20 protein-coding genes are annotated in these 22815 nt (G+C 55.1%); 11 read left to right on the top strand and 9 right to left on the bottom strand.

Annotated elements, in window-relative coordinates; translation table 11 throughout:
* The first annotated feature begins 99 nt into the window (after positions 1-99).
* Both ABLV66_RS10255 and gdhA read left to right on the top strand, forming a co-directional pair.
* Positions 100-498 (top strand): pyrimidine (deoxy)nucleoside triphosphate diphosphatase, encoded by a 399-nt coding sequence (locus ABLV66_RS10255; protein ID WP_047045100.1) that lies wholly within the window; start codon positions 100-102, stop codon positions 496-498.
* 193 nt (positions 499-691) lie between these two features.
* Positions 692-2035 (top strand): NADP-specific glutamate dehydrogenase, encoded by a 1344-nt coding sequence (gdhA, locus tag ABLV66_RS10250; protein WP_015705776.1) that lies wholly within the window; start codon positions 692-694, stop codon positions 2033-2035.
* Between the two features lie 43 nt (positions 2036-2078).
* Here gdhA and ABLV66_RS10245 read toward each other — a convergent pair whose 3' ends face one another.
* From ABLV66_RS10245 to selD, 5 genes are all read right to left on the bottom strand, one after another.
* Entirely contained in the window at positions 2079-3056 is a 978-nt protein-coding gene (locus ABLV66_RS10245; RefSeq protein WP_045393270.1) for an NAD(P)H-quinone oxidoreductase, read from the bottom strand.
* A 26-nt stretch (positions 3057-3082) separates the two neighbouring features.
* Positions 3083-3934, bottom strand: coding sequence for a glyoxalase III HchA (hchA, locus tag ABLV66_RS10240; protein WP_348876461.1), 852 nt, complete (start codon positions 3932-3934; stop codon positions 3083-3085).
* Between the two features lie 32 nt (positions 3935-3966).
* Positions 3967-4689: a PA1136 family autoinducer-binding transcriptional regulator gene (locus ABLV66_RS10235; RefSeq protein WP_052766188.1), complete on the bottom strand. Its 723-nt coding sequence runs from the start codon at positions 4687-4689 to the stop codon at positions 3967-3969.
* Between the two features lie 136 nt (positions 4690-4825).
* The gene (locus tag ABLV66_RS10230; protein WP_015366158.1) at positions 4826-6775 is read right to left on the bottom strand and encodes a DNA topoisomerase III; all 1950 of its coding nucleotides are present in this window, start codon (positions 6773-6775) and stop codon (positions 4826-4828) included.
* Between the two features lie 4 nt (positions 6776-6779).
* The gene (gene selD / locus ABLV66_RS10225; RefSeq protein ID WP_045360482.1) at positions 6780-7823 is read right to left on the bottom strand and encodes a selenide, water dikinase SelD; all 1044 of its coding nucleotides are present in this window, start codon (positions 7821-7823) and stop codon (positions 6780-6782) included.
* 226 nt (positions 7824-8049) lie between these two features.
* Between selD and phoC the strand changes: the two genes are divergently transcribed.
* A complete protein-coding gene (gene phoC, locus ABLV66_RS10220; protein WP_015705781.1) occupies positions 8050-8796 on the top strand; it encodes an acid phosphatase PhoC in 747 nt (248 codons plus the stop codon).
* A gap of 218 nt (positions 8797-9014) precedes the next feature.
* Here the strand turns inward: phoC and ABLV66_RS10215 are convergent, their stop codons facing one another.
* Positions 9015-9566 carry an NAD(P)H nitroreductase gene (locus tag ABLV66_RS10215; RefSeq protein ID WP_348876450.1) on the bottom strand — a complete coding sequence of 184 codons (552 nt, stop codon included), beginning with the start codon at positions 9564-9566 and terminating at the stop codon, positions 9015-9017.
* A 164-nt stretch (positions 9567-9730) separates the two neighbouring features.
* On the opposite strand from ABLV66_RS10215, the gene sppA reads away from it, so the two are divergent.
* The 4 genes from sppA to chiD all read left to right on the top strand — a co-directional run bounded on the left by sppA (position 9731) and on the right by chiD (position 14822).
* Positions 9731-11584 (top strand): signal peptide peptidase SppA, encoded by a 1854-nt coding sequence (gene sppA / locus ABLV66_RS10210; protein WP_047045111.1) that lies wholly within the window; start codon positions 9731-9733, stop codon positions 11582-11584.
* Positions 11585-11724: 140 nt separating this feature from the next.
* On the top strand, positions 11725-12741 hold the full coding sequence (gene ansA / locus ABLV66_RS10205) for an asparaginase (protein ID WP_045393280.1): 1017 nt from the start codon (positions 11725-11727) through the stop codon (positions 12739-12741).
* A 10-nt stretch (positions 12742-12751) separates the two neighbouring features.
* Positions 12752-13393 (top strand): bifunctional nicotinamidase/pyrazinamidase, encoded by a 642-nt coding sequence (gene pncA, locus ABLV66_RS10200; RefSeq protein WP_045393282.1) that lies wholly within the window; start codon positions 12752-12754, stop codon positions 13391-13393.
* A gap of 172 nt (positions 13394-13565) precedes the next feature.
* The gene (gene chiD, locus ABLV66_RS10195) at positions 13566-14822 is read left to right on the top strand and encodes a chitinase ChiD (RefSeq protein WP_348876451.1); all 1257 of its coding nucleotides are present in this window, start codon (positions 13566-13568) and stop codon (positions 14820-14822) included.
* A gap of 79 nt (positions 14823-14901) precedes the next feature.
* Here the strand turns inward: chiD and ABLV66_RS10190 are convergent, their stop codons facing one another.
* The gene (locus tag ABLV66_RS10190) at positions 14902-15180 is read right to left on the bottom strand and encodes a YeaC family protein (RefSeq protein WP_015366149.1); all 279 of its coding nucleotides are present in this window, start codon (positions 15178-15180) and stop codon (positions 14902-14904) included.
* A gap of 41 nt (positions 15181-15221) precedes the next feature.
* The gene (gene msrB, locus ABLV66_RS10185; protein ID WP_045393286.1) at positions 15222-15635 is read right to left on the bottom strand and encodes a peptide-methionine (R)-S-oxide reductase MsrB; all 414 of its coding nucleotides are present in this window, start codon (positions 15633-15635) and stop codon (positions 15222-15224) included.
* Between the two features lie 338 nt (positions 15636-15973).
* Between msrB and gapA the strand changes: the two genes are divergently transcribed.
* Both gapA and ABLV66_RS10175 read left to right on the top strand, forming a co-directional pair.
* Positions 15974-16969: a glyceraldehyde-3-phosphate dehydrogenase gene (gene gapA / locus ABLV66_RS10180; protein WP_004203784.1), complete on the top strand. Its 996-nt coding sequence runs from the start codon at positions 15974-15976 to the stop codon at positions 16967-16969.
* Between the two features lie 71 nt (positions 16970-17040).
* Complete coding sequence (locus ABLV66_RS10175) at positions 17041-17925, top strand: D-hexose-6-phosphate mutarotase (RefSeq protein WP_047077932.1); 885 nt, start codon at positions 17041-17043, stop codon at positions 17923-17925.
* A 332-nt stretch (positions 17926-18257) separates the two neighbouring features.
* Here the strand turns inward: ABLV66_RS10175 and ABLV66_RS10170 are convergent, their stop codons facing one another.
* A complete protein-coding gene (locus ABLV66_RS10170) occupies positions 18258-19004 on the bottom strand; it encodes a MipA/OmpV family protein (RefSeq protein WP_045393290.1) in 747 nt (248 codons plus the stop codon).
* Between the two features lie 427 nt (positions 19005-19431).
* On the opposite strand from ABLV66_RS10170, the gene yeaG reads away from it, so the two are divergent.
* Both yeaG and ABLV66_RS10160 read left to right on the top strand, forming a co-directional pair.
* Positions 19432-21366, top strand: coding sequence for a protein kinase YeaG (gene yeaG, locus ABLV66_RS10165; RefSeq protein WP_015366145.1), 1935 nt, complete (start codon positions 19432-19434; stop codon positions 21364-21366).
* Between the two features lie 117 nt (positions 21367-21483).
* On the top strand, positions 21484-22767 hold the full coding sequence (locus ABLV66_RS10160; RefSeq protein WP_015366144.1) for a YeaH/YhbH family protein: 1284 nt from the start codon (positions 21484-21486) through the stop codon (positions 22765-22767).
* The last annotated feature ends 48 nt before the right edge of the window (positions 22768-22815 follow it).

Below are 22815 nucleotides of genomic sequence, written 5' to 3'. Positions count from 1 at the left end.
GTGACGCTCCATCAGGCTAAAAGGTTGTCGGTACAGGGGAAAGACGGAGATAATACGCCATTATAAGCAAGGCCGGTATTTGAATGATTCAGGACAACTATGCAAAAAATCATTGATGTTGTCGCCGCGATTATCGAACGCGACGGCAAAATTCTCCTGGCGCAGCGCCCGCCGCATGCCGATCAGCCGGGGCTGTGGGAGTTCGCCGGCGGCAAAATCGAACCCGGAGAAAGCCAGCCGCAGGCGTTAGCGCGCGAGCTGGAAGAGGAGCTGGCTATCGTCGCGAGGCCAACCCGCTATATCGCCAGCCATCAGCGGGAAGTTTCCGGACGTTTGATCCACCTGCATGCCTGGTGGGTAGGCGAGTTTAGCGGTGAACCGGTCGCCCGTTACCATAGCGAACTGCGCTGGTGTACGCCGTCGCAAGCATTAGAATTTGATCTGGCGCCAGCGGATATTCCTCTGCTGAATGCCTTTATAAACCAACAAGCAGGCTAGCTTCTTTCCCCCTCATCTCCGGCCTGGGTAATCGTTTTTAGTTATGACCCTCGTCGGATTATAAATTTTTCTCCGCGCTCAATTTTTCCTTGTCAGCCTAACTATTTCCGGTGTTATAGTCGGAAAATCGGCTTTTTCAAGGCCGGGTATAAAAAATAACAAGCAACCACAACCGTAAGGGGAAATTACATCTATGGATCAGGCGTGTACTCTGGAAAGTTTTCTCGCCCGCGTTCAACAGCGCGACCCGCATCAAACTGAATTCGCTCAGGCCGTCCGCGAAGTGATGACCACTCTGTGGCCGTTCCTTGAACAGAATCCGCGCTATCGTCAGCTCAATTTGCTGGAACGCCTGGTCGAACCGGAGCGCGTCATCCAGTTCCGCGTCGTCTGGGTTGACGATCGCAATCAGGTTCAGGTTAACCGCGCCTGGCGTGTGCAGTTCAACTCCGCGATTGGCCCGTACAAAGGTGGTATGCGCTTCCATCCGTCGGTCAACCTGTCGATCCTTAAGTTCCTGGGCTTCGAACAGACCTTCAAAAACGCCCTCACCACGCTGCCGATGGGCGGCGGTAAAGGCGGCAGCGATTTCGACCCGAAAGGTAAAAGCGACGGCGAAGTGATGCGCTTCTGCCAGGCTTTGATGACGGAACTGTATCGTCACCTCGGCCCGGATACCGACGTTCCGGCGGGCGATATCGGCGTTGGCGGCCGCGAAGTCGGCTTTATGGCCGGCATGATGCGCAAACTTTCCAACAATAGCGCCTGCGTCTTCACCGGCAAGGGTCTCTCCTTCGGCGGCAGTCTCATCCGCCCGGAGGCCACCGGTTACGGTCTGGTTTACTTTACGGAAGCGATGCTTAAGCGCCACGGTCTGGGCTTCGAAGGGATGCGCGTCGCAGTATCCGGCTCTGGCAACGTGGCGCAGTTCGCCATTGAGAAAGCGATGGAATTCGGCGCGCGCGTCATTACCGCCTCCGACTCCAACGGTACGGTGGTAGACGAAGCCGGCTTCACTAAAGAGAAACTGGCCCGCCTGATCGATATTAAAGAGCGTAGCCACGGCCGCGTCGCCGACTACGCGCGCGAATTCGGTCTGACCTACCTCGAAGGCCAGCAGCCGTGGTCAGTGCCGGTAGATATCGCGCTGCCGTGCGCGACCCAGAACGAACTGGATGTCGATGCCGCGCAAATGCTGATCGCCAATGGCGTTAAAGCGGTTGCCGAAGGCGCCAACATGCCCACCACCATTGCCGCCACCGATCTGTTCCTCGACGCTGGCGTGCTGTTCGCGCCGGGCAAAGCAGCCAACGCCGGCGGCGTTGCCACATCCGGCCTTGAAATGGCGCAAAACGCCGCGCGTATGGGCTGGAAAGCGGAGAAAGTGGATGCGCGTCTGCATCACATTATGTTGGATATTCACCACGCCTGCGTCGAGTACGGCGGTGAAGAGAAACAGACCAACTACGTCCGCGGCGCCAATATCGCCGGCTTCGTCAAGGTCGCTGACGCCATGCTGGCGCAGGGTGTGATTTAATCTGTGTCTTTATCCCCGACGCCCGGCGTCGGGGATATCAACTCTACTCCATGGTAATCACCACTTTCCCCAGATGATTACCGCTATCGAGGCAGGCATGCGCCTGCGCGATTTCAGCCATCGGATAGCTGGCGTAAATCAGCGGCTTACATTTACCCTGCGACAGCAGCGGCCAGACGTGGTCCTTCAACGCCTGAGCGATCTGCCTTTTTTCTTCTGCGCTTCGGCCGCGCATCGTTGAACCGGTCACGGTCGCGCGCTTGAGCATCAAGGTTTGAATATCAACATCATGGGCGATTCGCCCGCCCATAAAGCCGATAATAACCAGCCGCCCGTCTCGTTTCAGCAGTTCCAGGTTACGATTAAAATAGGGTCCACCCACGATATCGAGAATAACGTCGACGCCTTTACCATCGGTCAGCTGAGTGATTTTCTCTGCGAAATCATCGGTTTTATAATTGATGGCCGTGGCATAAGGACGCAGCGCCGCCACTTTTTCTTCCTGCCCGACGGTGGTATAGACTTTCATACCTAACTCATGACACAACAGGATCGCCGTCGTCCCGATGCCGCTGGCCCCGCCGTGAATCAGGACGCTTTCATGAGGTTGCGCCCGGCCCATCTGAAACAGGTTCGCCCACACGGTGAAGAAAGTTTCAGGTATCGCCGCCGCTTCGCTAAAACTCAGCCCAGGCGGTATTGGCAACGTTTGCCCCGCCGGTACCGCGCAATACTCCGCATAGCCGCCGCCGTTGGTCAGGGCGCAAACCTTATCGCCGGGATGAAAATCCGTCACCTGCGATCCTACCGCCGCGACCACCCCAGCGACTTCCAGTCCGGGTATCGGCGTTACCCCTTCCGGCATCGGATAAACGCCCTGTCGCTGTAAGATATCCGGCCGATTGACGCCAGCGGCTTTAACCTGGATCAGGACGTCGTTATCACCGACCGAGGGGATGTCGCCTTCACCAATCTGAAGAACCTCCGGGCCGCCCGGTTGACTAATTGAGATATACTTCACTGCTCCCCCTCATCATCAGATTGATGTTACTTTGCATATTCGTCGAGCAACGCTTTTGCCGCCAACTGACCGAGCGCATTCGCCGCAAAAGGGCTGTCCCCGGTCAGCAATTTACGGTCCTGATGTACACGACCTTTAATATCGCTGTTTACGATCTCAAGCCCCATTGCTTTTAACGCTTCGCCAAAATACCAGGTCAGGTGACCGGGCATATAGCCGATATCAGGCGTTTGTTTATCGGCGGCATCCGGAAACGCGCAAATAGCATAACCGTTTAACGGATTCTCCCCCTGTCGTAACGCGAGGAACGCCGCCGGGCCGTGACAGAGCGAAATCACAAACCGATCGTGTCGTAGCGCCCAGCGCAGCGTTTCGGCGACGGCTTCGCTCTCCGGCAGGCCGATAAGCGCACCGTGGCCGCCGGGAATAAATACCGCCGCATAATCGCTATCAGCATCCAGCTGCGCTACGACGTCAGAAAGGGCCAGGGGCTGGCGGAACTGCGGAAGATAACGCTCGAAGAACGGCATAATCTTTTGGTCTTCGCGCGGCATCGCCCAGTATTCAAACTTGACCATTTGCCCGGAGAGCGTCGCAATATCAAAATCGAAACCTGCGGCGTGCAGATGGTACATCGGCAGCAGCGTCTCTACCGGATGATTACCGGTCGAAAAGAGCGCGCCGTTATCGGTAGGCAGATAACGTTCATCGGCGGCGATAACCAGCACTTTCCGCCGTCCATTATAGCGCCGCGTGTAATCAGCGCCGCTGAGGTCAGACACCGGGCTGGTAAACTGGCTGAGAGAATAGGCCGAAGGAAAAAAAGCATTCTCTTCAGCATGGTCCACTTGCGGTTGTTTACTGATTTGTTCGCTCATCATCTTTTCCTTTTCATCTGCGGATATAGCGATTATTCACTGTGAGGCGGCGATATTTCACCGTTCAGCATCGCCACCTGGACGGCCTGCGCCGTGGTCACCACTCTCAGGCGACCGCGCGCATGGCGCAAATGATTCTCCACCGTACGTTCAGAGATCCCCAGCACGGCGGCAATGTCTCCCTGCCTAAGCCCTTTGGCTACCAGAGTGAGTACTTCGATTTCTCTCCGGGTCAGTACGGTTGCGTTACCTTCCTCAACAGAGCTCAACAATCTCCGCGCGCAATGAAATGCCTCTATGCCCAGTAACATCAGCAGCATTTCGGCTCGTGGAGAAGCGTCGATGGCCATGCCGCCAAGGCTCAGCGCCCCTTCAATCCCCGTGCGGCCGAAAATGGGGATCTGCATGCCATGAAGCGCGCCTTTCAAGGGAACGTCGACAATTTGATACTCACTGCTGGCCGTGTCACTACCAGTTTTTCGCCACAAAAATGGCCGGGAGGTATGGATGAAATGCTGGTTGACCGGACAGCGCTGCAGGTAGGTTTGTTCATCTATCTCATCGTCAAACCAGTGCCCTTCAATCCAGTAAATGCGTTCAATATAGGGAGTACGTAGTGGGGAAATAGAAAATAGTACGATCCGGTCATAGCCAAAAGCGGACATCACGTTTCTGACGTGTCGTTGCAGTTCAGCCATGGTGCTGACCGATCTGATTTTGAGGATACTGTCCATTGGATCGTTTGCCATCATCATCCCTTCTTTAACATCAATGACCCTATTTTAGAGCAGGGAGGCGGAAATGATATGCGGGAAAACCCTCAACCGGGTTAAGCGCCCTCAGGCGGAAGGGCGTTTTAGCTAAGCCCCTCCGTGGCGAGGGGCGGAGACATTATTGCGGACTTTCCGGCGCGATATCCGCCGCCGGCTTTTTGCCTTTCGGCTTACCCTTCCCTTTACTAAACGATTTTTTCGCTCCGCCTGGCGCAACCAGCCCGCGGAACTGGCGCACCGGCGTGCTCCGCGCCTGATCGATAAGCTGGAAAAGCGTCCCTACCAACGGCTGCATAAAGTCCTGATAGCGGCACTGTTTTTCGCTGATTTGCGTCAACACCGACTCCCAATGGGCGGTCATATCCGGGCGCGCGGCCATTTCCGGCAGGGAATGGATTAGCGCCCGACCGGCGTCCGATGAGTGGATATAGCGCCCCTTTTTATTCAGAAAACCGCGCTTAAACAGCAGCTCGATAATCCCTGCACGGGTCGCTTCCGTCCCCAAACCGTCGGTTGCGCGGAGGATTTTTTTCAGTTCTTTATCCTGCACAAAGCGGGCAATACCGGTCATCGCCGACAGTAGCGTCGCGTCGGTAAAGTGGCGCGGCGGCTGGGTCTGTCGCTCCACCACTTCACCTTTTTCGCACAATAGCTCATCGCCTTTGGCGACCACCGGCAGCGGCGTACCGTCGTTCTCTTCGTCGCGCTCTTTGTTGCCAAGCAGCGCGCGCCAGCCCGCTTCGGCGAGGAAGCGCGCCTTAGCGACAAATTTGCCGTTAGCAATATCAAGGTCAATCTGACACTTGCGGAATACCGCATCCGGGCAGAACTGCATCAGATACTGACGAGCGATCAGGTTGTACACCTTCTCTTCGTTATCGTTGAGTTTGACCTGACTGCTGCGCGCGGTCGGGATAATCGCGTGGTGCGCATCGACCTTTTTATCATCCCAGCAGCGGTTGCGGATCTCCGGATCCATCACCGGCTGCGGTAGCAGATCCGGCGCATGGACGCTAATCGCGTTCAGTACCGCATGGCGGCCAGCAAAGTGTTCTTCCGGCAGATAGCGGCTATCCGAACGCGGATAGGTAATTAGCTTATGGGTCTCATACAGCTTCTGGCAGATATCCAGCACGTTCTGCGCGCTGAAGCCGAAGCGTTTCGCCGCCTCAATCTGCAACGCCGACAGCGAAAACGGCAGCGGCGCCGGTTCGGAATCGCGTTTATCGTTATAGCCGGTTACGATTGCCGGCTGCCCTTCTATGCGTTTAACGACATGCTCGGCCAGCGGACGATGCAGTAAACGCCCCTCTTCATCCTGATAGGGTTCGCAGGCTTCGCTTGGCACCCAGGTGGCGATAAACCGCTCGTCTTGCGGCGTGACAATATGCGCTTTGACGTCAAAGAAATCTTTGGCGACGAAGTTTTCAATCTCTTCATCGCGACGGACTACCAGCCCCAATACCGGCGTCTGTACGCGGCCAACCGACAACACTCCCTGATAGCCGGCATTACGCCCGAGAATGGTGTAGGCGCGGGTCATGTTGATGCCATACAGCCAGTCGGCGCGAGCGCGGGCCAGCGCCGACACGCACAGCGGGACAAACTCGCTATTCGCGCGCAGGCGGTTAATCGCCCGTTCAACCGCCTGTGGGTTAAGGTCGTTAATCAGGCAACGCTGCACCTGCTGGCGCTTTTCCGGCGCCAGCTGCAGGTAGTCCAGCACTTCATCGACCAGCAGTTGCCCTTCTCTATCCGGGTCACCCGCATGAACCACTTCCTGCGCCTCGCCAAGCAAGCGCTTGATGACGTTCAGCTGTTTTGTGACCGACGGTTTTGGTTGTAGTTGCCACTTTTCCGGAACGATGGGCAGGTCGAGCAGATTCCAGCGCGCATAGCGGCCGTCGTAAACATCCGGCTGCGCCTGCTCCAGCAGGTGGCCGATACACCAGGTGACCACCTGCCCGTTGCCGCACTCAATAAAACCATCGCCTTTGCGATGCGGTTTTGGCAACACATCGGCGATAGCGCGACCGAGACTCGGTTTTTCTGCAATAAACAACCGCATCTAATCAACGGATCTCGATCATTGGACGCCCGCCGCGGGCGGTTACCAGCTCGCCAATGGCGGCCAGCTTGATGCCAAATTCCGCGGCAGCGGCCTGGACTTCGGCTTCAGCTTCCGGCGTTACCGCCAGCAGCAGGCCGCCGGAAGTTTGCGGATCGCACAGCAGATCGCGCCATTCCGCCGGCATCTCGCCCATCAAATGACCGTAGCTGGCAAAGTTGCGCCCGGTGCCGCCCGGCACCGCTCCGGCGGCGATATAGGCTTCAACGCCCGGCAGTTTCGGGATATCGGCGTAATTTAGCTGCGCCTGAACGCCCGCGCCGCGGCAGACTTCGCTGAGATGCCCCAGCAGACCGAAACCGGTGACGTCCGTCATCGCTTTTACCCCTTCGATATTGGCAAATGCGGCGCCGGCAAGGTTCATCTGGCACATGGTCTCCGTCGCCAGCCCCTGATGTTCCGGCTTCAGCAGCGATTTCTTCTCGGCGGTAGTCAGCACGCCAATGCCCAGTGGTTTGGTCAGATACAGCTTACAGCCCGCCTGCGCGGTGCTATTTTTCTTGATACGTTCGGTTGGTACCACGCCGGTCACCGCGAGCCCGAAAATCGGTTCCGGCGCATCGATGGAGTGACCGCCCGCCAGCGCAATTCCGGCCTGCTGGCAGGCAAAACGCCCGCCTTCAACCACTTCGCGAGCAATCTCCGGCGCCAGCGTGTTGATTGGCCAGCCAAGTATCGCAATCGCCATAATCGGTTTGCCGCCCATGGCGAAAATGTCGCTGATGGCGTTAGTCGCCGCGATACGGCCAAAATCAAAAGGATTATCGACGATCGGCATGAAAAAATCGGTGGTGCTGATGATCGACGTCCCGTTACCCAAATCGTAGACCGCCGCATCATCGCTGGTTTCGTTGCCGACAAGCAGGTTCGGGTCGACAAACTTCGCCTGCTCGCTATGCAGAATGGTTTCCAGCACTTTGGGGGAAATTTTACAACCGCAACCGGCTCCGTGGCTGTATTGCGTTAAACGAATAGCTTGCTCGCTCATGGACATCTCCTGTCATTGCAATCCCGCTATGGTAGCGCCCAAACGGCAAGGTGATAAGTGCGACAGTCCGAAATCGCGAGTGGTTGCTCATTAAGCAGACAAATATGCGTTTTTGCGATACCGAACAATTTTTTCAATGTGATTTTAACTTTTACTTACAGATGACAAAAATGTGACTAAAAACAAAACCATTGTTCTGGACATATAACACCGTAAGGAAATGTAGATGAAAAAGCGCGTTCTCGCCCTCTGCCTCGCCAGCCTGTTTTCCGTTAACGCTTTCGCACTGGTCCCTGCCGGCAACGATGCGACAACCAAACCCGATCTCTATTATCTGAAAAATGCCCAGGCCATCGATAGCCTGGCGCTGCTGCCGCCGCCGCCGGAAGTTGGCAGTATCGCATTTTTAAACGATCAGGCGATGTATGAGAAAGGACGACTGCTGCGCAATACCGAACGCGGTAAACTGGCGGCTGAAGATGCCAACCTTAGCGCCGGCGGCGTGGCGAATGCCTTCTCCAGCGCCTTTGGTTCGCCCATCACCGAAAAAGACGCGCCGCAGCTGCATAAGCTGCTGACGAATATGATTGAGGATGCCGGCGATCTGGCCACCCGCAGCGCGAAAGAAAAATATATGCGCATTCGCCCGTTTGCGTTCTACGGCGTCTCAACCTGTAACACCACCGAGCAGGACAAGCTGTCGAAAAACGGCTCTTATCCTTCCGGTCACACCTCAATCGGTTGGGCAACCGCGCTGGTACTGGCGGAGATCAACCCGCAACGACAAAACGAAATTCTCAAGCGCGGCTATGAGCTGGGCGAAAGCCGGGTTATCTGCGGCTATCATTGGCAGAGCGACGTCGATGCGGCGCGTATTGTCGGCTCGGCGGTAGTGGCGACCCTGCATACCAATCCGGCTTTCCAGCAGCAGTTGCAGAAAGCCAAAGATGAATTCGCCAAAACGCAGAAGTAACGTCATCGCCTTTGCATTCCCGGAGGCGGCGCGCTGCGCCTTCTCCGGGCTACCAAATCGCAAAGCGCTGTAGCCCCGGTAAGCGGCAACGCCACCGGGGATTTTGAGATAGCCAGCATCAGTAGTTTCAGCCAGCATGGTGAATAAATTAAAGGCAGGCCGCACGCCCCGTAGGCCGGGTAAGGCGCCAGCCGCCACCCGGCGTAACAAGCGTTGACTCAGAAGCGCGTGACGAACGGCGCGGTATCCGGTCGCGCAAACGTGGTTGCTGCTTTTAACTGCGGCGTGCCGAGGTAAAGGAAACCGACAATTTTGTCCCGCTCGCGGCAGCCAAAGCCTTCGCGGACAACCGGACTCTCGGTTAACGCGCCGCTACGCCAGATACCGTTAAAGCCCTGCGCCACTGCGGCCATTTGCATCGCCATCACCGCGCATCCGGCGGACATCTCCTGTTCCCACTGCGGCACCTTCGGATGCTCTTCGCAGCGCGCGACCACCGCGATAATCAACGGTGCGCGAAACGGCGCATTGCGTGCTTTTTCAATGGCTTTTTCATCCTGCCCGGCGGCCATCGCCCCTTTTTCCAGCAGTTGACTAAAGCGTTCGCGACCATCATCGGCAATAATAAAGAACCGCCACGGCTGTAACGTACCGTGATCCGGCGCGCGCATCCCCGCATGAAGGATATTTTCCAGCTGTTCGCCAGCCGGAGCCGGGTCGGTCAGGCGCGACGCGCTGCGGCGATTTACCAGTAGTTCGAGAGCATCCATCTGTGTAACTCCTGTGATGTCATTTTGCATAAAATTAACATGCGCATGGATTTTGTTACAGCCCGATGGGTGATTCCTGCTGACAAGCGTCGGCACTCTCTTTAGGATAGCCAGACGCGGCAGCCCCTGCGGCTGACCCATCATCAAAATATTAGGGAGAATACATGCGAACCCTTTGGCGATTTCTTGCCGGATTTTTTAAATGGACATGGCGAATACTCAATTTCATTCGCCAATTCGCGCTGAACCTGGTGTTCCTGGCACTGGTGCTGATTTGCGTCGGCATCTGGGCGCAGTTTAGCAGCAGCACCGCGGAACATACCGCACGCGGCGCGCTGCTGATGAACATCACCGGCGTGGTAGTTGATAAGCCTTCCGCCAGCAGCAAACTGGGAGTCATCGGTCGCCAGCTGTTCGGCGCCAGTTCCGATCGTCTGCAGGAGAACTCACTGTTCGATATCGTACAGACGATTCGCCAGGCGAAAGACGACCGTAATATCACCGGTATCGTACTGGATCTGAAAAACTTCGTCGGCGGCGATCAGCCTTCGATGCAGTACATCGGTAAAGCGCTACGCGAGTTCCGCGACAGCGGTAAACCGGTATATGCCGTCGGCAGCAGCTACACCCAGGGGCAATACTACCTGGCGAGCTTCGCCAATAAAATTTGGCTCTCGCCGCAGGGTGAAGTCGACCTGCACGGCTTTGCCACCAACGGTCTGTACTACAAATCGCTGCTGGATAAACTGAAAGTCTCGACCCACGTTTTCCGCGTCGGTACCTACAAATCCGCCGTCGAGCCGTTTATTCGCGACGACATGTCGCCGGCTGCGCGTGAAGCGGACAGCCGTTGGATCGGCGAACTGTGGCAGAACTATCTCAACACTATTGCCGCTAACCGCCAGATCACCGCGCAGCAGCTGTTCCCCGGCGCTCAGGGCGTGATCGACGGCCTGCGTAAAGTCGATGGCGATACCGCGAAATACGCGCTGGATAACAAGCTGGTCGACGAGCTGGCCACCTCGACGGAAGTGGAAAAGGCGCTGACTAAGCAGTTTGGCTGGAGCAAAGCGGATAACAACTATCGCGCCATCAGCTACTACGATTACAACGTCAAAGCGCCTGCTGAACAGGGTTCAGCGGTAGCGGTTATCTTTGCGAACGGCGCCATCATGGATGGTGAAGAAACGCCGGGTAACGTCGGCGGCGACACCACCGCGGCGCAAATCCGCGACGCGCGCCTGGATCCGAAAGTCAAAGCGATCGTTCTGCGCGTCAACAGTCCTGGCGGCAGCGTCAGCGCCTCGGAGGTCATCCGCGAAGAACTGGCGGCGGCGAAAGCGGCGGGTAAACCGGTGGTGGTCTCAATGGGCGGCATGGCGGCATCCGGCGGTTACTGGATCTCCACCCCTGCGGATTACATCGTGGCGAACCCGAGCACCCTTACCGGCTCCATCGGTATCTTTGGCGTGATTAACACGGTGGAAAATACGCTCGGTTCAATTGGCGTCCATACCGATGGCGTCGCCACCTCGCCGTTGGCCGATGTCTCAACCACCAAATCGCTGCCGCCGGAAGTGCAGCAGTTAATACAGCTGAGCATCGAAAACGGCTATAAGCGCTTTATCACCCTGGTGGCTAACGCGCGTAAGAGCACGCCGGAGAAGATTGACCAAATCGCGCAAGGTCACGTCTGGACCGGTGAAGACGCCAAGGCCAACGGTCTGGTGGATAGCCTCGGCGATTTCGACGACGCGGTGGCGAAAGCCGCGGAGCTGGCGAAACTGAAACAGTGGCATATCACCTGGTACCAGGAAGAACCCACGTTCTTCGCGATGGTGATGGATAGCCTGACCGGTTCAGTGCGCGCGGCTCTGCCGGCCGCCATCCAGGCATACCTGCCTGCGCCGGTTGCGGCAGCCGCGGACGTTGTGAAAACGGAAAGCGATAAACTGGCGGCATTTAACGATCCGCAGAATCGCTATGCCTTCTGTCTGACCTGCGCCAATATTCGTTAATCCCCCGTCTGCCCCCTCCGTGGGGCAGCGTTTCAACAACATTAAATTCAAGCGCTTCTCTGCAACTCCCAGGGTTAGCGCTTTATTTTTTTGCCTGCCACTTTATACTGCGCCTGTTCACATCCAACCTAAGCGATGCTATGCAAAAGAAATCGATTTACGTTGCCTACACCGGTGGGACCATCGGTATGCAGCGCTCCGATCACGGTTATATCCCCGTTTCCGGCCACCTGCAGCGCCAGCTGGCGCTAATGCCCGAGTTCCACCGCCCGGAGATGCCGGACTTCACTATTCATGAATATGCGCCGTTGATGGATTCGTCTGATATGACGCCGGAAGACTGGCAGCATATCGCTGACGATATTCGCGACCACTACGACCAATACGATGGCTTTGTTATCCTGCACGGCACCGATACCATGGCCTTCACCGCTTCGGCGCTGTCGTTCATGCTGGAGAACTTAGGTAAGCCGGTGATTGTGACAGGGTCACAAATCCCGCTAGCCGAGCTGCGTTCCGATGGGCAAATCAATTTGCTCAATGCGCTGTACGTCGCCGCCAACTATCCCATCAACGAAGTTTCGCTGTTCTTCAATAATCGTTTGTATCGCGGCAACCGCACGACTAAGGCCCACGCAGACGGTTTTGATGCCTTTGCTTCGCCAAACCTCGCGCCACTGCTGGAGGCCGGCATCCATATCCGCCGTCTCGGTACCCCGCCGGCGCCGCACGGAAATGGCGAGCTGATCGTTCACCCGATTACGCCGCAGCCGATCGGCGTGGTCACCATCTATCCGGGGATTTCTGCCGATGTGGTGCGTAACTTCCTGCGTCAGCCGGTGAAAGCGCTGATCCTGCGCTCTTATGGCGTAGGCAATGCGCCGCAGAACGGCGAGTTTATTCAGGTCCTGGCGGAAGCCAGCCAGCGCGGTATCGTGGTGGTGAATCTGACGCAATGCATGTCGGGTAAGGTGAATATGGGCGGCTACGCCACCGGCAACGCACTGGCGCAGGCCGGTGTCATTAGCGGTTTTGATATGACCGTGGAAGCGACGCTGACCAAGCTACACTATCTGCTCAGTCAGAACCTTGATGGTGCGGCCATTCGAAACGCCATGCAGCAAAACCTGCGCGGCGAGCTGACCCCCGATGAATAAGGAGCATGCTATGAGCCACCGCGCACTGCTATTGGTCGACCTGCAAAACGATTTCTGCGCCGGCGGCGCGCTAGCCGTCCCCGAAGGCGATAGCACCATTGATATCGCAAATCAGCTGATCGACTGGAGCCTGGCGCGCGGCGACGCCATCATCGCAAGCCAGGACTGGCATCCGGCCAACCACGGCAGCTTTGCCAGCCAGCATCAGGCAGAACCCTATGCCCAGGGCGAGCTTGATGGCCTGCCGCAGACTTTCTGGCCCGATCACTGCGTGCAGCATAGCGATGGCGCCGCGCTGCACCCGTTACTGAAACAGCAGGCCATCAACGCCGTGTTTCATAAAGGGCAAAACCCGGCAATCGACAGCTACAGCGCGTTTTTCGACAACGGTCACCGGCAGAAAACCGAACTGGATGGCTGGCTACGCGCGCACGGCGTGACGGAGCTGAACATTCTTGGCCTCGCGACGGATTACTGCGTTAAATTTACCGTGCTCGATGCGCTGGATTTGGGCTACACCGTTAACGTTATCACCGACGGCTGTCGCGGTGTCAACCTGCAGCCGCAGGACAGCGCCGTTGCCTTTATGGACATGGCCGCCGCCGGAGCCACGCTCTACACCCTCGATGACTGGCTGGAAACTCAGCCCTGACGTCTCGCCCGGCGTGCCTCACGCCGGGCGGTATTTACCGCCTCGTTGACCTCGATAAATTGAGCTGTCTCGCAGTTTCCCCGGATAAGGGCTGATACTGTGGGCAGGCTGTTTTTTCGCCACGCCATTTCCGTGGCGTGTGCATTTTTATTATTGTCAAAGAGGAACTCCGATGAAACTTTTGCCCTTGCTGGCAGCATTACCCCTGCTCTGCGCCTCTGTCGTTTCCGCGCAATCTTACATGTCGGTCGGCTACTTTAACGGCGGCGGCGACGTCACCGCAGGCCCCGGCGGCGATATCGACACGCTTGATGTCCGACAAATAACCCATCTTAACTACTCGTTCGGCCTTATCTACAACGATGAAAAAGACGAGACCAACGACGCGCTGAAAGATCCTGACCATCTCCATCAAATCTGGCTGTCGCCGAAAGTACAGGCGGATTTACAAAAACTGCCGGCGCTACGTCAGCAAAACCCGGATCTAAAAGTCCTGCTCTCCGTCGGCGGCTGGGGCGCGCGTGGATTTTCCGGCGCGGCGGCCACGCCGGAAAGCCGGGCGGTGTTTATTCGTTCGGTTCAGCAGGTCATTAACCAGTATGGCCTTGATGGCATCGATCTTGACTGGGAATTTCCGGTTAACGGCGCCTGGGGATTAGTGGCTAGCCAACCGGCGGATCGCGATAACTTTACCGCGTTGCTTAAAGAACTGCGTGCCGCCGTTGGCACTAAGAAACTGGTGACCATCGCCGTGGGCGCTAATGTTGAAAGTCCAAAAAGCTGGGTCGACGTGAAAGCGGTCGCCCCGCAGCTGGATTACATCAATCTGATGACCTACGACATGGCCTACGGCACGCAATATTTCAACTCCAATCTGTATGACTCCCGCCACTGGCCGACGGCGGCCGCAGCGGATAAATACAGCGCCGATTTTGTGGTTAATAACTATCTGGCTGCTGGTCTCAAACCCAGCCAAATGAATCTCGGTATTGGTTTCTATGGCCGGGTACCGAAACGTGCCGTCGAGCCAGGCATCGACTGGAGTAAGCCGGATGCGCAGAAAAACCCGGCCACTCAACCTTACTTCGGGGCGCAGCAAATCGAGTTGTTTAAATCGCTGGGTTATGACCTGAGGAAAGATACCTATGTGAAATACAACGATATTGTCGCCAAACTACTAAACGATCCGCAGAAACGCTTTACTGAACATTGGGATGACGAAGCGAAGGTGCCGTGGTTATCGGTAAAATCAGCCGATGGCAAAGCGCTATTCGCCCTGTCCTACGAGAACCCTCGTTCGGTGGCGATCAAAGCCGATTACATCAAGAGCAAAGGGTTAGCGGGCGGCATGTTCTGGGAATATGGCGCAGATGATAAAAACCAGCTTGCCCGACAGTTGGCCGAGTCGCTAGGTATCAAGACGCAGTAAAGCGCGAGCCCCGGAAGCACGACGCGACCGGGGTGACTTAAAGAGCCGCCCGGTTAAACCGGGCGCTCAGTGCAGCAGATTACTGCGGTTTGAACGTCGCAATCGGCTTCGGCACGATTCCGAAATCCTCTTTCAATTGCTGTTTGCTCTTCATCACCATCTGACCGTTGGTGTCGATGGTCATATGCTGCGCATCCGTGTTGTTGCGCGCCTGCCACAACATCACCAGCTGCATGCTGTTTTCTTTTTGTTCCGGGGTCAGCGCAACGCCGTCCGGCCATTTTCCTAACTCCACCGCGGTGGCTAAACGTTGGTACAGTTCCGGCGTCATACTGGCAATAATTTGCTCGATATCCATCTTCTGCTCATCCGACTTGGAATAATTTGCTGAATCGTTTCTTAGCCTTTAGTTCGCTCGCCGTTTTGGTCATCGGTGAAGCTTAATGAGGCCGAATTGACGCAAAAACGCTCGCCGGTCGGCTGCGGGCCATCCGGGAAGACATGCCCCAGGTGCGCATCGCAATTGCCACAGCGAATTTCCGTACGCTGCATACCGTGGGAGTAATCATTGAGATAACGAATCGCGTCGTCGCTCACCGGCTCATAGAAGCTCGGCCAGCCACAGCCGGAGTCATACTTGGATTGTGAGTGAAACAGCGGCGCATCGCAGACCAGGCAGTGGTAGATGCCGTCTTTTTTGTTATGCAGCAACCGACCGGTAAACGGCGGTTCGGTACCGTGATTCTGCGTCACATAAAACTGCATCTCGCTCAATTCTTGTTTGAGCTCGTCAGGAGATGGTTTATTAGCCATGTGATTACTTCTCGCTTTGAAAGGGCAACTTTACCCGTCGATTCTAACAAAACATTAACAATGAAACCTGTACTTTTGTTCTAAACTTATCCGATGCCATCAGGCAGCCAGATAATTGTGATACTAATCACATTTTTATCTTATATGACCTTTAAAATTCCGGACGCAGTCCCCATATGGAATTGGGCTCAAAGGGAGAGTGAGGCAAATCAATCGCGCAAAGGTCTGCTCAGGATTGATTTGTCGCAATGATTGACACGATTCCGCTTGACGCTGCGTAAGGTTTTTGTAATTTTACAGGCAACCTTTTATTCACTAACAAATAGCTGGTGGAATATATGACTATCAAAGTAGGTATCAACGGTTTTGGCCGTATCGGTCGCATTGTTTTCCGTGCTGCTCAGAAACGTTCTGACATCGAGATCGTTGCAATCAACGACCTGTTAGACGCAGAGTACATGGCTTACATGCTGAAGTATGACTCCACTCACGGTCGTTTCGACGGCACCGTTGAAGTGAAAGACGGTCATCTGGTCGTTAACGGTAAAAAAATCCGTGTTACCGCTGAACGTGACCCGGCTAACCTGAAATGGGACGAAGTTGGTGTTGACGTTGTTGCTGAAGCAACCGGTATCTTCCTGACCGACGAAACCGCTCGTAAACACATCACCGCTGGCGCGAAAAAAGTCGTTCTGACTGGCCCGTCCAAAGACAACACTCCGATGTTCGTTCGCGGCGCTAACTTCGACACTTACGCAGGCCAGGACATCGTTTCTAACGCATCCTGCACCACTAACTGCCTGGCTCCGCTGGCTAAAGTTATCAACGACAACTTCGGTATCGTTGAAGGCCTGATGACCACCGTTCACGCTACCACCGCAACTCAGAAAACCGTTGATGGCCCGTCTCACAAAGACTGGCGCGGCGGCCGCGGCGCAGCTCAGAACATCATCCCGTCCTCTACCGGCGCTGCTAAAGCTGTAGGTAAAGTACTGCCAGAACTGAACGGCAAACTGACCGGTATGGCGTTCCGCGTTCCGACTCCGAACGTATCCGTTGTTGACCTGACCGTTCGTCTGGAAAAAGCAGCGTCCTACGAAGAAATCAAGAAAGCAATCAAAGCGGCTTCTGAAGGCGCAATGAAAGGCGTTCTGGGTTACACCGAAGACGACGTTGTATCTACCGATTTCAACGGCGAAGTTTGCACTTCCGTGTTCGATGCTAAAGCTGGTATCGCACTGAACGACAACTTCGTGAAACTGGTTTCCTGGTACGACAACGAAACTGGTTACTCCAACAAAGTTCTGGACCTGATTGCTCACATCTCCAAATAAGTTGAGATGAACAAGTAATTAATAAGAGCGGCTTCGGTCGCTCTTTTTTTTGCCTGAAAGAGGATGGCGTAATGATTAATAAAATTTTTGCTCTCCCGGTGATTGAACAACTTTCTCCTGCTTTATCCCGCCGCCAGCTGGACGATCTTGAACTTATCGTGGTTGACCACCCGCAGGTAAAAGCTTCCGTCGCCCTACAGGGCGCTCACCTGCTCTCCTGGCAACCGGCCGGTGAAGAAGAAGTTTTGTGGTTGAGCAACAATACCCCATTTAAAAGCGGCGTCGCCCTGCGCGGTGGCGTACCCATCTGCTGGCCGTGGTTCGGCCCATCAGCGCAACAGGGGCTGCCGTCGCACGGTTTCGCACGTAACCTGCCGTGGGCGCTACAATGCCAGGACGAAGATGAAAACGGCGTGATGCTGACCTTCGAACTGCAGAGCAGTGACGAAACCCGCAAATACTGGCCGCACGACTTCACGCTGTATGCGCGCTTCAAGCTGGGTAAGACCTGCGAGATCGAACTGGAAGCCCACGGCGAGTTTGAAACCACTTCTGCCCTGCACACCTACTTCAACGTTGGCGATATCGCGGCGGTGAAAGTTAGCGGCCTTGGCGATCGCTATGTTGATAAAGTGCTGAATGCCGAAGAAGGCGTGCTGAAAGACGGCATCCAGACCTTCCCTGACCGTACCGACCGCGTTTATCTGAACGCCGAAGCCTGCAGCGTGATTCATGATGATGTCCTGAAGCGCAACATCGATGTGGTCCATCGCCACCACGGTAACGTCGTTGCCTGGAACCCGGGCCCGGCGCTTTCCGTCAGCATGGGCGATATGCCGGATGATGGCTACAAAACTTTCGTTTGCGTCGAAACCTGCTGCGTGACCGTGCCGCAGAAAGCCAGCGAAGAGAAACCCACCCGCCTGGCGCAGACCATTCGCGTCGTGAAGCGTTAATCAACGCGCAAACCCTGTACGAAAACGCCCGATAACCGTCGGGCGTGAGCGGGTAGCCTATGTGCGCCTGATGGCGCTTCGCTTATCAGGCCTACTTTAATGGGGCGACAGGGGGCGGCCAGTCGCCACCAACACCGGCAGTGTCAGTAACCATAGGTACGAGATAGAGATTTAAGCTCACAATGGCACGGACCGTAGGCCGGATAAGGCGTAGCCGCCACCCGGCATAAACGCGAATTGTCGTGGGAGTTCGCCACTTTCGCGCCACCGTATAGCAAAACAGGGCATAACGCCCTGTTTTGATGCACAAAAAAGTCTGTCGTAGTGCGCTGTTAGAAGGAGTAGGTAATCCCGGTCGAAATCAGGCCGCTCCAGGATTTGTCCACCATCGGGCTATCGGTGATTTCGTCAGACAAACGAGTGTAGCGGGCGATACCGTAAACGCTCCAGTCGCCGAGGAAACGATAGTTCGCCGCCAGCTCCAGATACGGGTTCCAGCTGCTGTCAGGATCGTAGCTGCGCATGCCGCTGCGATTAGACTCATGCTTCGAGACGCCGTAGTAGTATTCGTTTTGATTGTCGCTGTTCCACTCCACGCCAATACCCGGCGTCAGGGTGAGGTTGCCGTTGGTATAACGGTACAGCCAGGCCAGATCCCAGGTGATACCGTTGCTGTTGTCCAGCGTATCACCGGCAAGCGTCGTACGCAGGAATCCGTACTGAGTGTTATGAACGTAGCTCAAACCCGCCATCATGGTGGATTTGCGGCGGTCCAGCTTGCGCATCTGCGAATTGTCGCTGTCGCCCGGCTTGAAATACATCGGCGACCAGTAAGCGGTCACGGACAGTTTGTCGTTGGTATCATTCCACAGGTAGTAACCACCACCCAAACCGTGGAACCAGAAATTATCACTTTCATAACTAATGACAGGTACCGGATAAACATCTGCATCATATTGTTTATAAGGATGCTCGACGACGCCCACGCCGGCCCCCAGCGTTAACTTCCCGTCAGCGTGCGCTGCGCTAGCTGACGTCGCGATGAACACACCCAGTGCCAGAAGTTTGATTTTAGTCACGATCCATATTCCTGTTGTCAAATAATTAGCGCGTGCAGTTTAACGTCGTAGAGGTCATGCCTCAAATGCTTTACTTGCTCTTACACTAAACCGAACAATTTCCCACTGCTTGATGACCGCCCTCTTGCAACTTCATGACGCATTGATGAACGGCTTTGGCAAGATATGCGAAAAATTGCCTGGTTTCCGGATGAGTTATTGATATGTCATTGAAATTGAGTTTTAGCGGCATGCAAGTTTTCTAAATGCATCTACGCTTAAATTTAGAAGGTGTAGTCGCAGAGCACGTTATCCAAATCGCTTCTGTAACCTGGCACGAGGGTTGCTGAGAAGTGAAGGATGTCGTTCAGCCTGCTCCTTCCGGGGGCCCCTACTATTCATATGAACGGCTCTCAACCTGTGCTAAAAAACGAAAGGACGGCATGCCATGAATATATTCGATCACTATCGCCAGCGCTATGAAGCTGCCAAGGACGAAGAGTTCACACTGCAGGAGTTTCTTACCATCTGCCGGCAAGATCGCAGTGCTTATGCCAACGCGGCTGAGCGGCTATTGACGGCCATTGGTGAACCAGTCATGGTCGATACGGCCCTGGAGCCGCGGCTGTCCCGCCTCTTTTCAAACCGGGTTGTTGCACGCTATCCGGCGTTTGAAGAGTTTTATGGTATGGAAGATGCCATCGAGCAGATTGTTTCCTATCTGAAACATGCTGCGCAGGGTCTGGAAGAGAAAAAACAGATTCTGTATCTGCTGGGGCCGGTCGGCGGTGGTAAGTCCTCGCTGGCGGAACGACTGAAATCGCTGATGCAGCGAGTGCCAATCTATGTACTGAGCGCCAACGGCGAACGCAGCCCGGTCAACGATCATCCGCTGTGCCTGTTTAACCCGCAGGAGGACGCGCAGATCCTCAACAAAGAATACGGTATTCCTAACCGTTATCTCGGCACAATTATGTCGCCATGGGCGGCGAAACGCCTGCACGAGTTCGGCGGCGATATCACTAAATTCCGCGTCGTGAAAGTGTGGCCGTCAATCCTCGAACAGATTGCCATCGCCAAAACGGAACCCGGTGATGAAAATAACCAGGACATTTCGGCGCTGGTGGGGAAAGTGGATATCCGCAAACTGGAACACTATGCGCAAAACGACCCGGATGCCTATGGTTACTCCGGCGCGCTGTGCCGCGCCAACCAGGGGATCATGGAATTCGTCGAGATGTTTAAAGCGCCGATTAAGGTACTGCACCCACTGCTGACGGCGACCCAGGAAGGCAACTATAACGGTACCGAGGGGATCTCCGCCCTGCCGTTCAACGGCATTATCCTCGCGCACTCCAACGAATCCGAGTGGGTAACCTTCCGTAATAACAAAAACAACGAGGCGTTCCTTGACCGTGTCTATATCGTCAAAGTGCCTTATTGCCTGCGCATCTCGGAAGAGATCCGTATTTATGAAAAACTGTTGAATAACAGTGAACTGACCCATGCGCCATGCGCCCCAGGAACGCTTGAAACGCTGTCGCGCTTCTCTATTCTGTCGCGCCTGAAAGAGCCGGAAAACTCGAGCATCTACTCGAAGATGCGCGTCTATGACGGCGAAAGCCTGAAAGATACCGACCCGAAAGCGAAATCCTACCAGGAGTATCGCGATTACGCCGGCGTCGACGAAGGGATGAACGGTCTCTCTACCCGTTTTGCCTTTAAAATTCTCTCAAGGGTGTTTAACTTCGATCATGCCGAAGTGGCGGCCAACCCGGTCCATCTGTTCTACGTCCTGGAACAGCAAATCGAACGCGAACAGTTCCCGCAAGAGCAGGCCGAACGTTATCTGGAATTCCTTAAAGGCTATCTGATCCCGAAATACGCCGAGTTTATCGGCAAAGAGATCCAGACGGCGTATCTTGAGTCTTATTCCGAATATGGACAGAACATTTTTGACAGATATGTCACTTATGCGGATTTCTGGATTCAGGATCAGGAGTACCGCGATCCGGATACCGGGCAATTGTTCGACCGTGAATCGCTGAATTCGGAACTGGAGAAAATCGAGAAGCCTGCGGGGATCAGCAACCCGAAAGATTTCCGTAATGAAATCGTCAACTTCGTGCTGCGCGCCAGAGCGAATAACAGCGGACGTAATCCGAACTGGACCAGCTATGAAAAACTGCGCACGGTTATTGAGAAGAAAATGTTCTCCAATACCGAGGAGCTGTTGCCGGTCATTTCGTTCAATGCCAAAACGTCTACCGACGAGCAGAAAAAACACGACGACTTTGTCGATCGCATGATGGAAAAAGGCTATACCCGTAAACAGGTGCGCCTGCTGTGCGAATGGTACCTGCGGGTACGTAAATCGTCCTGATAGCGACAAACCCGGTAGCCGCGGCTGCCGGGTTTCAGCACCACGGCTCGTATAACGAAAGACATCTACCCTAATCAACATCTGGGTACAGTTGGCAAATGCAGTACAGGAGGGCATATGACCTGGTTCATAGACCGACGCCTGAACGGGAAGAACAAAAGCGCTGTCAATCGTCAGCGCTTTCTGCGCCGTTACAAGGCGCAGATAAAGCAGTCGATCTCCGAAGCCATCAATAAACGTTCGGTGACCGATATCGACAGCGGTGAGTCCGTCTCTATTCCGACGGACGATATTAACGAGCCGATGTTTCATCAGGGGCGCGGCGGGCTACGTAATCGCGTCCATCCCGGCAACGATCACTTTGTGCAGAACGACCGCATTGAACGCCCTCAGGGCGGCGGCGGCGGAGGCGGCGGTGGTCAGGGGCAGGCCAGCGCCGATGGCGAGGGCCAGGATGAATTCGTCTTTCAGATTTCCAAAGATGAATATCTTGACCTGCTGTTTGAAGATCTGGCCCTTCCCAACCTGAAGAAAAACCAGCAACGCCAGTTGAACGAGTTCAAAACCCATCGTGCGGGTTTTACCGCCAACGGCGTGCCGGCCAATATCAGCGTGGTGCGCTCGCTACAGAATTCGCTGGCGCGGCGAACCGCGATGACCGCCGGTAAACGGCGCGAACTGCGGGCGCTGGAAGACGATCTCGATACCATTGCCAAAAGCGAACCAGCGCAGTTGCTGGAAGAGGAGCGGCTACGTAAAGAGATTGCTGAACTGCGGGCTAAAATTGAGCGCGTGCCGTTTATCGACACGTTCGATTTACGCTATAAAAACTATGAGAAACGACCGGAGCCTTCAAGTCAGGCGGTGATGTTCTGCCTGATGGATGTTTCTGGTTCAATGGACCAGTCCACAAAAGACATGGCGAAACGTTTTTACATTCTGCTGTATTTGTTCCTCAGCCGGACCTATAAAAACGTTGAGGTGGTCTATATTCGCCACCACACCCAGGCGAAAGAGGTGGATGAACATGAGTTTTTCTATTCCCAGGAGACCGGCGGCACGATCGTTTCAAGCGCCTTAAAGCTGATGGATGAGGTTGTTAAAGCCCGCTATGACCCGGCGCAGTGGAATATTTACGCCGCGCAGGCGTCGGATGGCGATAACTGGGCGGACGACTCGCCGCTGTGTCATGAACTGCTGGCGAAGAAAATATTGCCGGTGGTTCGTTACTACAGCTATATCGAAATCACCCGCCGCGCCCACCAGACGCTGTGGCGCGAGTATGAGCATCTGCAGGCGACGTTTGAGAATTTTGCAATGCAGCATATTCGCGATCAGGAAGATATTTACCCGGTCTTCCGCGAGCTGTTCCATAAACAAGGCGCCACCAGTAATACTTAGTCTCATAAATCAGCCAGATAAATACCCATTCTGGCTGATTTATCTGTC

It is taken from the genome of Klebsiella sp. CN_Kp073 (assembly GCF_040065495.2).
Lineage (GTDB): Bacteria > Pseudomonadota > Gammaproteobacteria > Enterobacterales > Enterobacteriaceae > Klebsiella > Klebsiella aerogenes.
This window is presented reverse-complemented; position numbering and strand designations above follow the sequence as displayed.

Coding starts and splice junctions, on each gene's coding strand:
- ABLV66_RS10255 (WP_047045100.1), top strand. CDS start 100: ATGCAAAAAATCATTGATGTTGTCGCCGCGATTATCGAACGCGACGGC.
- gdhA (WP_015705776.1), top strand. CDS start 692: ATGGATCAGGCGTGTACTCTGGAAAGTTTTCTCGCCCGCGTTCAACAG.
- hchA (WP_348876461.1), bottom strand. CDS start 3,934: ATGAGCGAACAAATCAGTAAACAACCGCAAGTGGACCATGCTGAAGAG.
- ABLV66_RS10235 (WP_052766188.1), bottom strand. CDS start 4,689: ATGATGATGGCAAACGATCCAATGGACAGTATCCTCAAAATCAGATCG.
- ABLV66_RS10230 (WP_015366158.1), bottom strand. CDS start 6,775: ATGCGGTTGTTTATTGCAGAAAAACCGAGTCTCGGTCGCGCTATCGCC.
- selD (WP_045360482.1), bottom strand. CDS start 7,823: ATGAGCGAGCAAGCTATTCGTTTAACGCAATACAGCCACGGAGCCGGT.
- phoC (WP_015705781.1), top strand. CDS start 8,050: ATGAAAAAGCGCGTTCTCGCCCTCTGCCTCGCCAGCCTGTTTTCCGTT.
- ABLV66_RS10215 (WP_348876450.1), bottom strand. CDS start 9,566: ATGGATGCTCTCGAACTACTGGTAAATCGCCGCAGCGCGTCGCGCCTG.
- sppA (WP_047045111.1), top strand. CDS start 9,731: ATGCGAACCCTTTGGCGATTTCTTGCCGGATTTTTTAAATGGACATGG.
- ansA (WP_045393280.1), top strand. CDS start 11,725: ATGCAAAAGAAATCGATTTACGTTGCCTACACCGGTGGGACCATCGGT.
- pncA (WP_045393282.1), top strand. CDS start 12,752: ATGAGCCACCGCGCACTGCTATTGGTCGACCTGCAAAACGATTTCTGC.
- chiD (WP_348876451.1), top strand. CDS start 13,566: ATGAAACTTTTGCCCTTGCTGGCAGCATTACCCCTGCTCTGCGCCTCT.
- ABLV66_RS10190 (WP_015366149.1), bottom strand. CDS start 15,180: ATGGATATCGAGCAAATTATTGCCAGTATGACGCCGGAACTGTACCAA.
- msrB (WP_045393286.1), bottom strand. CDS start 15,635: ATGGCTAATAAACCATCTCCTGACGAGCTCAAACAAGAATTGAGCGAG.
- gapA (WP_004203784.1), top strand. CDS start 15,974: ATGACTATCAAAGTAGGTATCAACGGTTTTGGCCGTATCGGTCGCATT.
- ABLV66_RS10175 (WP_047077932.1), top strand. CDS start 17,041: ATGATTAATAAAATTTTTGCTCTCCCGGTGATTGAACAACTTTCTCCT.
- yeaG (WP_015366145.1), top strand. CDS start 19,432: ATGAATATATTCGATCACTATCGCCAGCGCTATGAAGCTGCCAAGGAC.
- ABLV66_RS10160 (WP_015366144.1), top strand. CDS start 21,484: ATGACCTGGTTCATAGACCGACGCCTGAACGGGAAGAACAAAAGCGCT.